Origin of the sequence: Pseudoalteromonas sp. HL-AS2 (assembly GCF_031198805.1) — a bacterium.
Lineage (GTDB): Bacteria > Pseudomonadota > Gammaproteobacteria > Enterobacterales > Alteromonadaceae > Pseudoalteromonas > Pseudoalteromonas nigrifaciens.
Window position 1 is genome coordinate 1,324,462 of sequence record NZ_CP133571.1, and the last position, 12,158, is coordinate 1,336,619.

The 12,158-nt window shown below is 40.5% G+C and carries 10 protein-coding genes and 1 riboswitch; of the genes, 5 read left to right on the forward strand and 5 right to left on the reverse strand.

Annotation, left to right across the window (positions count from 1 at the left end; genetic code table 11):
- Positions 1-5 precede the first annotated feature (5 nt).
- Positions 6-1,277 carry a hypothetical protein gene (locus tag RB215_RS06330; protein WP_011327930.1) on the reverse strand — a complete coding sequence of 424 codons (1,272 nt, stop codon included), beginning with the start codon at positions 1,275-1,277 and terminating at the stop codon, positions 6-8.
- A gap of 231 nt (positions 1,278-1,508) precedes the next feature.
- Here RB215_RS06330 and nhaD point away from each other — a divergent pair, with 231 nt between their 5' ends.
- Positions 1,509-2,756: a sodium:proton antiporter NhaD gene (nhaD, locus tag RB215_RS06335; protein WP_182677040.1), complete on the forward strand. Its 1,248-nt coding sequence runs from the start codon at positions 1,509-1,511 to the stop codon at positions 2,754-2,756.
- Positions 2,757-2,888: 132 nt separating this feature from the next.
- Positions 2,889-3,061, forward strand: a riboswitch (Lysine riboswitch).
- Between the two features lie 75 nt (positions 3,062-3,136).
- Complete coding sequence (gene lysC / locus RB215_RS06340) at positions 3,137-4,528, forward strand: lysine-sensitive aspartokinase 3 (RefSeq protein ID WP_172459232.1); 1,392 nt, start codon at positions 3,137-3,139, stop codon at positions 4,526-4,528.
- Here the strand turns inward: lysC and RB215_RS06345 are convergent.
- Positions 4,505-5,248, reverse strand: a complete 744-nt coding sequence (locus RB215_RS06345) for a 4'-phosphopantetheinyl transferase superfamily protein (protein ID WP_309217036.1) — start codon at positions 5,246-5,248, stop codon at positions 4,505-4,507. The genes lysC and RB215_RS06345 overlap by 24 nt on opposite strands.
- A gap of 173 nt (positions 5,249-5,421) precedes the next feature.
- On the opposite strand from RB215_RS06345, the gene RB215_RS06350 reads away from it, so the two are divergent.
- On the forward strand, positions 5,422-6,747 hold the full coding sequence (locus tag RB215_RS06350; protein WP_011327935.1) for a sodium-dependent transporter: 1,326 nt from the start codon (positions 5,422-5,424) through the stop codon (positions 6,745-6,747).
- Positions 6,748-6,800: 53 nt separating this feature from the next.
- On the opposite strand, the gene RB215_RS06355 is transcribed toward RB215_RS06350, so the two are convergent.
- On the reverse strand, positions 6,801-7,295 hold the full coding sequence (locus RB215_RS06355; RefSeq protein ID WP_086993431.1) for a glutathione peroxidase: 495 nt from the start codon (positions 7,293-7,295) through the stop codon (positions 6,801-6,803).
- 118 nt (positions 7,296-7,413) lie between these two features.
- On the opposite strand from RB215_RS06355, the gene RB215_RS06360 reads away from it, so the two are divergent.
- Positions 7,414-8,295: an NAD(P)-dependent oxidoreductase gene (locus RB215_RS06360; RefSeq protein WP_041454398.1), complete on the forward strand. Its 882-nt coding sequence runs from the start codon at positions 7,414-7,416 to the stop codon at positions 8,293-8,295.
- A gap of 227 nt (positions 8,296-8,522) precedes the next feature.
- Here RB215_RS06360 and sbcB read toward each other — a convergent pair whose 3' ends face one another.
- A complete protein-coding gene (gene sbcB / locus RB215_RS06365; protein ID WP_182677048.1) occupies positions 8,523-9,968 on the reverse strand; it encodes an exodeoxyribonuclease I in 1,446 nt (481 codons plus the stop codon).
- Positions 9,969-10,311: 343 nt separating this feature from the next.
- Between sbcB and RB215_RS06370 the strand changes: the two genes are divergently transcribed.
- On the forward strand, positions 10,312-10,719 hold the full coding sequence (locus RB215_RS06370) for a hypothetical protein (protein WP_011327941.1): 408 nt from the start codon (positions 10,312-10,314) through the stop codon (positions 10,717-10,719).
- A 121-nt stretch (positions 10,720-10,840) separates the two neighbouring features.
- On the opposite strand, the gene RB215_RS06375 is transcribed toward RB215_RS06370, so the two are convergent.
- On the reverse strand, positions 10,841-12,010 hold the full coding sequence (locus tag RB215_RS06375; protein WP_011327942.1) for an MFS transporter: 1,170 nt from the start codon (positions 12,008-12,010) through the stop codon (positions 10,841-10,843).
- Between the last annotated feature and the right edge of the window lie 148 nt (positions 12,011-12,158).

The window sequence follows — 12,158 nt, forward strand, 5'->3', positions numbered from 1 at the left end:
GGTGATTACTCATCTGCCTTACTAGGTGTTTGCGGCTGTGAATTATAGGGATAAAGAGAAAAATACTGACCGGCAATTTTAAAGCGCGCTTTTTCATCGCTTTGGCTTTTTTCAAGCTCGTTGTCACTTACTAATTTTTGATACAAAAACAGCATTTCTTCGGCATCTAAATCGGGGTAACTTTCGTCTAAAAATTGCAGCAATGGTTGCGGCTTTTTACGTTTTGTATTGAAGCGTTTTGCAAAGCTGCTTTTAACATCGTTGTAATCGGGAATATTTGGCGTTTGAAAAGGCGGTACATCTTGCTGATCAGGCAATTGATATTCTTGATGCTCAAACTCAACCAAACTTGCCATATAGGCAACTATATGGCGTTGTTGCCCCAGCGAGTAACGCTGTGCGTCGCTCACAAAATGCGGTTGCACCGCAGTTAGCATGTTGTCTACGCCATTTTTACGCACTAACCCAAGCACTTTTGCAGCTTGGCGGGTAATTAAGTTATTACGGCGTAGTTCTTCACGCAGTGGCATAAGCATGTCGGCACTTTTACGCAGGCTTTCGCGGCCGATTAAATGCATTTCGAGAATACGGGTACGTAATTGCTCTAGCATGCGTTTGTCGGTATATGCTTTACCCGATTGCTCAATATGCTCTATTTGCGTACTAATTTGCTGCTCTATAAGATTAAAGCAGGCATGAAAATCGCCTCGAATATCAACCATTTCTAGCATTGGCTCTATGTATTCGTCAAACGCTTCTATTACCGCTTTATAACGCTTTTGCAGCGATTGCACCGCGTTATTAGATTTAGCTTGCTCAACAATATTTAAAATGGCGTTTTCGTTGTGTGCGTACAGTTTCATTATTTTGCGCACCCGATCATCCATAATACGGCTAAAACGGCGTAAGTCGTCAAAGTCTTCCACTTCGCCCGCGTTAGCTAAGCGATCGCCAAGGCGGGCTAAATCCTCTACTAATACGCTAATTTCTTGTGCTAAACCTAAATGTTCTTCTTGCAGTAAAAATGTAGCAAAGTCGGCAATGGCACGGTTTATTTCAAGCTGCGAAGATTTCGCTAAAGGAATTATAATATCTTGATTTAACAAGCGATTGGTTTCTTTATAAATACGCTCGTTATGCCATGTAGGTTGTTTTTGTTTAATGGCATTTTGCAAATCTTTAATACTAAAGTCGGCCATTTTAAAACGTTTAAATAATAGCTCTAGCACCCCCCAATGTTCGCTAAGGGTATTTAATAGCTTTTTAGCTGGGATCATAAGGCGTTTATACATCCTAGTATGTTGTTAAATAAGTAGCTAAATAAGCTAGTTATTCGTAATTTTAATAGCGCTGATAGCTATATGGTATTCGTTTTTACAACGATTTAATAATAGTTTTTACCAGGTCATAGTGATAACATCCGCACCGAAAATAGGCACACGAAATGTGCGGCTCTATTTTCTTCATAGGTTCAATTTTTACATTATTCCAAAGGTTGTTCAATTATCATGGTTTCCTCTATTATCCTGACTTTAATAGCGATTGCATTTTTGCTGATCGTTATTGAGGATATAATCCACGTAAACAAAGCTAAAACGACACTTTTTTTTGGTACGCTCTGCTGGATTATCTCTTTTATCTTCCCTATTAATGGGCAAAGCCCTGATACGATTCAATCACTCCTTAATCATAATATTTTAGAAATTGCCTCCTTATGGTTGTTTTTAATGGCGGCAATGACCTTTGTTGCCTATTTAAACTCAAAAGGGTTTATCGAAAATATTGTTAACCGGATTATGCCAAAACGAATTAGCGAACGTAAGTTAATGTTTTTGGTTGGTGTTTTTGCATTTATATTCTCTTCTATTTCCGATAACGTAACCGCTACGCTTATATCTTTAGCGGTGGTTTTATCATTAAAACTTGAAGCCAAAAAGCTAATTAGATACGCCACGCTGATTATCTTTGCGGTTAACTCCGGTGGTGTGTCGTTAATTACCGGCGATGTAACCACGTTAATGATATTTTTAGATGGCAAAGTAACTATTAGCAATTTGTTATTGTTAATTGGGCCAGCATTTGTAAGTGTGATGCTGTTAGCCGCACTGTTGTCAATTGGCTTAAATGGCCAGCTCGACTTTACTAAAACGAAGCAAAAACGCATTGAAAAAACCGATATTACAATTGCAGTTATCTTCTTATCTACGGTTATTGCTACCTTAACACTGAGTGTTTTATACAGTGTACCGCCATTGCTTACCTTTTTGTTTGGTTTGTCTATGATGTTTTTAGTAGCGCAATTTTTAATGCGCAAAAAAGACATAAACAAAGACATGATAGATTTCATTCGTGAAATAGAATACGACACCTTGTTGTTTTTTGTAGGTGTATTATTACTGGTAGGAGCGCTAAAAGAAGTTGGTATGTTAAGCCACTTTAGCGACCTGTACACAATAATGGCACCTGAATACGCAAACTATTTAATGGGTATATTGTCGGCAGGCGTTGATAACGTACCACTTACAGCCGCGTTATTAAAAGCAGATATAGTAATGACACAACAGCATTGGCTGTCGTTTACTTATGCCACAGGCGTAGGGGGCTCTATGTTAATTATAGGCTCAGCGGCGGGTATTATTGCCATGAGTAAAGTTAAAGAACTGACCTTTATGAACTACTTACGTTTGTCGTTTTATTTATTAATTTGTTACACCGTAGGCTATACCGGCTCGTATTTTATGGCTGGTTTTGTTTAATATTAGTTATTAAAGTGCTTGACAGCTAGATGTCTAAACGATAACTTTCAAAGCCCCAGTAAAGTATTGAGCTTTTCAATATATTGCTGGGGTTTTGTTTTATTAGTGATTGCTGAAATAGCCATTAATACAACATTCAGAAGAGGTGCGATACTTAGGTATTTAATGTGAGGTGACGAACGCCGTTGAGCATTAAAGAGGGAAGTACTCGCCGAGAAAAATAACACGTCGTCGTCGTTATTTTTCGGTTTATGGGGCTGAATCCTCAAAACTGTCACCAATATAGGTGGAGAGCTTCTGGCAGTGAATTTTCTTACCTTATATTTGCTGCCAAGTTCTTCTTGTTTTATTACGGTTTGGATGCCGTGAAAGGAGACGAAATGACAACCCAATCAGTGCCACATGTAGTATTAGGCAACAAATCAAATTATACCGTTGCTAAATTTGGCGGCACCAGCGTAGCTAACTTTGCAGCTATGGATCACAGTAGTAAAATAATAGTAGCAGATAAAAGCGTGCGTATTGTTGCACTAAGCGCCAGCGCAGGAGTCACTAATCATTTAGTTGAGCTGTGCAATAGCAGCCTTAGCGAAGATGAGCGCCAAGCGCATATTAACGGTGTGCTAGCGATTCAGCAGGCTATTTTAGCTGAATTGAGTTTAGATACCGATTTAGAGCAGGGCTTTGCCCAGACGTTAGCGGCATTTGAAAAACTAGCCAGCCAAACGTTACAAACAAAAGCGCTACATGACGAGCTATTAAGTTTTGGCGAGCGATTATCAACTTATTTATTTACCCAAGTGCTGCGCTCAAAAGGTTTAAATGCAATACGCTTTGACGTGCGTCAAGTGCTTAAAACCGACAGTCAATTTGGCAAAGCAACCCCTAATGTTGCAGCTACTGCACAAGCGGCAAGCGCATTACTTGTTCCGCTGTTAGACGATCAAGTAATTGTTACACAGGGCTTTATTGGCAGCGACGAACACGGCCAAACGACCACTTTAGGGCGCGGTGGATCAGACTACAGCGCGGCATTACTGGCCGAGGCTATTCATGCTAAAAGTGTACATATTTGGACTGATGTAGTGGGTATTTTTAGTACCGACCCGCGTTTATGTGTAAAAGCCACGCCAATTGCACGCCTCAGCTTTGACGAAGCCGCCGAAATGGCTACCTTTGGTGCAAAAGTATTGCATCCGGCAACTATTTTACCCGCCAGCCGCAGCCATATTAATGTGTTTGTAGGGTCGAGCCGTGAACCTGAGCGTGGTGGTACTTGGATTGAGCGTGAAAAGTCGCAACTGCCAGGAATCCGCGCAGTAACACAACGCAAAAACCAAATATTACTTACTCTTAAAAGCCCAGAAATGCTATTAGCTAGTGGCTTTTTAGCACGAGTATTTACTATTTTAAGTGAGTTTAATATTTCGGTAGATTTAGTGACCACCTCTGAAATTAGCGTAGCAATAACGCTTGATAACGCGCCTAATGCATCGCGCCCAGAGCTTGATCAGGGGTGTTTAGATAAACTTGCTGAGTTTTGCCATGTATCGGTAGAAAATAACTTAACTTTAGTGGCGCTTATTGGCTCAGAAATACAGTTACGCCAGCATGAAATGAACTTAATGCAGGTATTAAGTGACTTTAATATACGGCTAATTTGCCACGGTGCAAGTAAGCATAACTTGTGCTTTTTGGTCGAGCAAGGCGAATCCGACAACGTAGTGCAAGCTATTCATAGCCGACTATTAGAGAGCGATTGCGCGGCCTAATACAGCTAAATTAATAAGAGAGCACTGCCAGTCAGTGCTTTTTTCACTCACTACACTTATATCAAACTTACCCATCACAGCACTGCTGGCATTAAGCTGTGAGCAAGTTAACTCAGTAAACACATTAGGGCTTAGCAACTTGGCAATAGGGCGGCTAGTGGCTTTAGCGAGCGCTTCTTTTAAGGTCCAAATTCTAAAAAAGTGTTTAGCTTGATCCTCTGCATTAGCAGGCTTGGTGATCAGCGCAATTTCATCGGTATGATAAAAATGCTTTGCGAGCTTTTCAAATGGGCGCTTTGTGCTTATTTTTTCAATATCGAAACCAAACTGGGCTTTTGTAGGGTTAAGTGCAGCGCCAACAAAACCATTAGAATGCGATATACAGGTATTAATAACGGTGTGGCTGTTATTAATGTGTAGCGCTAATTTACTTGTTTGTAGGTTAAACTCTGAACTTATATTACACGGCTTAATGCCCGCCATATTAGGGTGCGAGGTTATAACTAAATACTTAAGTAATAATCGCGTGGCTAAATATTCTTGCTTGGCCGATACACTTTTACGGCGGTTTATTATTTGCAGCTCAAAAGGGCTTAAATAATCAGGCAAATTATATTGGCTTATATCGAGCGTTTTAGCGTCAAACAATAAAATAGGGCTTTTATTGTTACTAAAAGGCTGATTAATTTGCAGGGTGTTTTTAAAGTAAAGTGAACTCATAAACGCTCAAAATAATAATAAATTTAATACCGATTACCTGCTTGTATGCATAAGCTGAACATATAGTGAGCGGTTGTTAGTTGTTGTGCGCGCTAGGTACATTTTTATTACTAAGGCGCGATGAAATATGGTTTAATTCACAACAGCTAAAATAATAACAGATTTGTAGGTGTATGACACAAGTGCGTGATGGTTTTCAAAGTCGACTTGGTTTTGTATTGGCCGCCGCTGGCGCAGCGGTAGGTTTAGGTAATATATGGGGTTTTCCTACGCAGGCTGCTAATCATGGTGGCGGTGCTTTTTTACTGGTTTACTTTATTGTTATATTTTTACTTGCTTTGCCGGCTTTATATACCGAGCTGTATTTAGGGTATTACGCCCAAGCTAATCCGGTAAAAGCACTTAGGCAAGCATGGCAAAATAAAGCCCCTAAAGTAGGCGCGGCTGCAGGTTATATTGGCCTTGGCGGCGCTATTGTAATGCTTAGCTTTTATTCAATAGTGGCGGGGTGGATGCTGTCGTATGCTATTGAACCCGTAACTACATTTTTAGGCTTTAGCGGCGCTAGCGAATTTTTACACAGCGACTCTGCGCTGCGTAATTTTGTGTTTACCCCACTTATGCTTATTTTAACCGCGAGTATTATTTTAAAAGGGGTTAAATCGGGTATTGAAACCTGGTCACGGCGTTTAATGCCGGTGCTACTAGTATTGCTAATTGGTTTAATTATTTATATTGCAACGCTAGATGGTGCAAGTGATGGCTTTGCAGCGTATTTAATACCTGATTTTAGCCAAATACTCGACCCTAACTTAATTATTGCAGCTATGGGGCAAGCCTTTTTCTCCTTATCGCTAGGTGTGGGCTGTATGATGATTTACGGCTCGTATTTAAAACCCGGTGCTAACTTACCAAAACTGACTGCCAGCGTAGCACTACTCGATACCAGTGTGGCCTTTTTAGCTGGTTTACTTATTGTGCCTGCTATTTATGTGGCGCAGCACAACGGCGTAGAAGTGTTTAGTAACGGTAAATTAATTGGCGAAGGGCAGCTTATTTTTGCCATTTTACCAGCGTTATTCAGCACCATGGGCGATATTGGCTTATTGGTTGGTTTATTGTTTTTTGTATTAATGTCGATAGCCTCGGTTACTTCTACTATATCAACCACCGAAATTCCGGTGGCGTTTTTAGTCGAAAACCACGGCGTTGATCGCACTAAAGCTACGTGGCTGGTTAGTGGCGTAGTGCTAGTGTTTGCCAGCTTAATAATACTTAATTTTGATTGGTTATTTGGCTTGGTTATTATGGTATTTACCCAGTACCAATTACCGTTAATGGGGCTGTTTTACTTTGTTACAGTGGGCTGGTTATGGCAGCGCGGTAACAAATTACACCAAGCAACTAGCGGCGCGCATTACTGGTTTGCTCAGTACATACGTTTTGTTTGCCCAATATTAATGACCTTGGTATTTGCCAATGTGGCATTTAGTAGTTAAGCATTACGGCACGTTATAAATAAAACGGGAGCTTTTGCTCTCGTTTTGCTTTGTTATTTAGCTGTTAGCAATAACTGATTTTCAATTGCCTGCTTTAATGTTTCTGGCTTGGTGCGCGGCGCATAACGAGAAACAAGTTGGCCTTGCGAATTAATTAAAAATTTAGTGAAGTTCCACTTTATTACTCGTCCTTGCGAAATACCTCTGGTGTGCAGTTTTAAGTAATTAAACAAGGGGTGAGCTTCTGGGCCGTTTACCATTACTTTGGCAAATATTTCAAATGTGGTATTAAATTGCGCTTGATAAAAGCTGTTAATGGCTAAATTATCAAGCGGCTCCTTTTGGCCAAATTGATTGCACGGAAACGCTAAAATGGTAAATCCACTGTTTTTATACTGCTGATACAGCTTTTCTAAAGCGGTTAACTGCGCCGACAAATGACATTCACTGGCAATATTTACAATAAGTAGCGTTTTGCCTTTTAACTGCTTAAAAGAAAAAAGCGCCTTGTTACAGCATTCTGCATTAAATTGATAAATACTATCCATAGATCACCTACTTAAATTCCTATTAAATAAACTTTATAAAGACTTCATTCGCTTTTTTATCAACCGATTGACATAATCAGGCATGGTTTTTAAGTTATCAGTTTAATAGGTCATTTTTATGTCAATGAAAGTAGCATTTATAGGTTTAGGCGTAATGGGTTACCCAATGGCGGGGCATTTAGCAAAAGCAGGGCACAGTGTGTGCGTTTATAACCGTACTCAAGCTAAAGCTCAAAAGTGGGCTAACGAATTTAGCGGCAGCTTTGCAGCTACTCCACGCGAAGCTGTAAACGATGCCGACATTGTATTTATGTGTGTGGGTAACGACGACGATTTACGCTCGGTAGTATATGGCGAAAATGGGGTGTTAGCCGGTATTAAAGCGGGCAGTATTTTGGTCGATCATACTACTACTTCAGCAACTGTGGCACGCGAAGTGGCAGCAAAAGCAGCGTTATTAAAAGTCGACTTTATTGACGCGCCAGTATCGGGTGGCCAAGCTGGCGCCGAAAATGGCGTGCTTACAGTAATGGCTGGTGGCAGCGAAGCTGTATTTGCCAAAGTGCAGCCTGTTATGACGGCATTTAGTCGTTTTAGCCAATTGTTAGGTGGCGTAGGCTCAGGGCAATTATGTAAAATGGTTAATCAAATTTGTATTGCGGGTGCAGTACAGGGCTTAGCCGAAGGCTTACATTTTGCAAAGCAAGCAGGGCTTGATGGTGAAAAAGTAATAGAAACTATTTCTAAAGGCGCAGCCGGTTCGTGGCAAATGGAAAACCGTTACAAAACCATGTGGGCAGGGGAATACGACTTTGGTTTTGCAGTTGATTGGATGCGTAAAGACTTAGGCATAGCGCTTAATGAGGCTAAAAATAACGGCGCAACGCTAGCAATGACAGCCACAGTAGATGGGTACTACGCCGACGTGCAAGCATTAGGCGGTGGCCGCTACGATACATCAAGCTTACTTGCACGCATTGAAGCACAGCATAAAAAATAACGTTTACCTTGAGTATGTCGTTGTAGACGCCAAGCTTGCGTGCAAAGCCCGTAAAGTGATTTATTCACCAAGAGGTTTAGAGGCGCTGCGCTTTTAGAGAAAGTGATAGATCTAAAAAGATCATTGTTGGTTTTATGTCTTCTCATTTACTTAAAACAAAAAACGCGACGCTTTAGTTATAAAGCGTCGCGTTTTTGTATGCCTTGTACCAATAAACTTAAAGCAAGCTACATGCTTTGTGCGTAGTTATATAAGGCTTTTAAAATGGTTAGGTTTTTTTCACTGTCGTCGTGCTCATGGGCTAAATTCTCAAGTGTGATCATAAAGTCTTGAGCGTTAATTGAGGGTTGATCTTCCCCGTGCATTAACTTGTTTTGACAATACTGACGCCATTGATCCAGCTCTTGCTGGTTAAGCGTTTGCGGCCAGTTGCGAGCGCGGTATCTAAACAATAAAGTATTAAACTTTTTATCTTCAAAATCGAGTTTTAAATCGGCTAAGTCTTCGGGTTTTGCATCGCGAATAATCGCAAATTTAGCTTTATCAGCATGGCTAGTAAACCCATCGTAAAGTAAATAGTCAACGTTAGTTGTGGCGCTGTAATCGCCTTGTTCGTTAAACACCTCAGTTACTTTATCGCGCAACTCGCTATTGGCTTTTAACACCGCCAAGTTTTTTAAACATTGCTCGCGGTCAATGCCTAAACGCGCTGCATTTTCAGGTAATAACGTTTTAGCAGGTGCTAAAATAGGGCACTTGTTTAAATGCACTAGTTTTAACCCTACGGGTAATTCGTCTTCAGCTAAATCAATACGCTTGGTATATAAACGTTTACGTAATTGCTCAACACTTAAATCAATAAGTACTTGTGGGCTTTGAGTTAAATCAAAACAAATTACGGCATTTTTATTTACCGGATGGAAGCTCATAGGTGCAACCCAGCTAGTACAGCCTTGCGTTGCTGGAATGCGTGAGCTGGTATGTACGAGTGGGGTCATGTTAAATACATCAACCAACTCAGCTAAGGCTTTTTTACCACGTAAACTAAAAAAGAAGTTATACAGCTTTGGCTGCTTGTCTTTTATTAGTTTAGCCAGTGCAATAGTAGCGGTTACATCGCTTAGTGCATCGTGCGCCGCAGCGTGTTCAATACCGTTGGCAACGGTTAAATGCTCTAACTTAAAGCTTGGGCTACCGTCTTCTTTTAACGGCCATTCAATGCCCTCTGGGCGCAGTGCATAACAAGCACGCACTAAATCAATAATGTCCCAGCGACTATTGTTGTTTTTATATTCGCGCTCGTACGGGTCGTAAAAGTTACGATAAAAGCTATAACGGCTTACTTCGTCATCAAAGCGAATACTGTTATAACCGGCAACACAGGTATTTGGCACACTAAATTGTGCATGAATTTTTGCTATAAATTCAGCCTCAACCAAGCCTTTTTTCATCGCCACTTGTGGCGTAATGCCGGTAATTAAACACGCCTCAGGATGCGGCAAGTAATCCGCCTGCGGTTTACAGTATTCAATAAGCGGCTCACCAATAATATTCAAATCAAGATCGGTACGAACACCCGCAAACTGGCTCGGCTTATCCTTTTGCGGACTAGCCCCCCAAGTCTCGTAGTCGTGCCAATAGATTGTTGCTTGATTTTGCTCTTGATATGCCATGCGTAAAACCTTGAGTAGTTAACTTTAAAGCGCCAAAAATAGCGCCAAGTTACTAAAATTATGAATTATTTAGATTATGGCATATGGGCGGGGGAGTTTATAGTTTTGGGTGAAAAATGATGTGCTTGCTTTTTAAGTATAAGTGAAGCAAAAAGTAAGTAGAGGGGCTACGACAACTAGATAAATTATATGAGAGTAAATTAATGAATCATCACTAGACTAAAGTCTATAGGTTAGTTTAATTCACCTATCGAGTTTATTTTAATCGTTTGTCGATTTTGTGTTAATTCTCTAAAGTTCAGTTGTCGGCAACAAGCACGACTTAACTAATAGGACTATGACCATGAAATTAACACTTATCAAAACTATCGCTCTTAGCTCACTACTTACATGTTCAGCTGCTGCAATGGCTGAGCAAAGTGATTACAAATTAATGGTTATTGAAACCGCAACTGCACCACAGCAATTAGAACAGTCGTTTAACAGCTGTGCGCTTAACGTTAAGTCAAAAAATTACGCTGAAGCTGAAGCCGTATGTACACAAGCAATAGCACTATTAAATAATGCACAAGGCTCTAAATTTAAACTACGCCAGCTTACATCGTACGCGTTAAGTAACCGTGGTGTTGCACGTTTAAAAGCAAATAACGAGACTGCTGCAATCGCTGATTTATACGAGGCAGTGCAGCTTAATAAAAACGCACTTGTATCTCATAATTTAACGCGCGCTAAACAAGAGCTATCTTTATAAAAAGCATAAACAATAAAGAGTGATGCCTTTATAAAGTATTATTATTAATTGTGAACAACAAAAAATGCCGCTCATTTTACTGAGCGGCATTTTTGTATTACTAATTTATGTGGTTGCTAGCTTAGCCTGCAACGGGTGTACTGCCTGTTGGAATGTCTTTCATGCTTTTAATTAGCATGTAAATACAGGTGGTGGCTAAGCAGCCGCCTAAATAAAGTAAAATACCATCGCTTGCATCAGAGAAGTTAGCTGCAAGCATTGGGCCTAGCACAGAGCCTAGGCTGTAGCTTAAAAGCATGATTTCGGTTGCTGATACAATTTTAGCCATAGGCAAAGAGTCGCAGGCGAGCGTAATGGCAATAGGATAAAGTGCAAAGCTTGCTGCCCCTAACACTAAATAGCTAACAACTAAGCCGCTAAAGCTGGTTGCTTGCAATATACCTAACACACTTGCTGCACCTAAAAAGCAAAACATTGCCATGAGTAAGTTTTTACCCATACGAGTAGATAAGTAACTTACAAGTGGCTGTACTAACATGCCGCCAAGAATAATAATTGCCATTAGCAAACCTGTGTATTGAGCTTGCTCGCTTTGTGCTGCGATATATACAGGCATTAATCCGTAAATTGGCCCCAGTAATAGCCCCGACGCTAAGCAACCTAATATTGCTGGACGGCTAAGGGTTTTAATTTCTTTTAATGGCAGTTTTTGTAGCTCTTGGCTATCTGGTTGGCCTGATGTAATTAATAGCGGTGCTAAAATTGCTAGCAATAATAAACCAACTACAAATAAGTAGGGCACAGCGCCTACCGTGCCTAGCGGTGCTATAGCAAGTTGGCCTACTGCGCTGCCGCCATAAAGCGAGGTCATGTAAAGGCCTAAACGTTTAGCACGAGCTTTAGGCGTGTTGGTCATTAATAACCACGATTCAACCACCACAAATACACCTGCAACGGCCATACCGGCAACAAAACGCGCCATTAACCAAACCCCAGCTTTAGGCATAACTAGCTGAGCAAGAACACTTAAAATTAATAAACTAAGAAATAAAATAAAAGCAAACCTGTGGCCTATTTTTACTACTATGCGCTCAATGCATGTAGCGCCAATAAGTAAGCCAAAATAAAATACACTCGCTAGCCATGGGGCAAGATCTACATCGAGTTTAAATGCCGATAGCGATAGCGGGATCAGGCTCATTAAAAAGCCAGAAGCTATAGCAAAAAAAGACAAACCGATAACAGGTGCTAACGGGTTATTTGACTTGCTAGTAGCAACGAATTCTATCATTAGAATTATCCGATTTTAAGGTCATAAATAAACGCTGTTTACCGACTATGTTTTAAGGCGATTATTTAATGTTGGTTGATTTTGCGGCGAATGTAGGACTCTTTTGAAAGGAAGTAAAGTGATTTTTTATTAATCAATGAAAATAAAT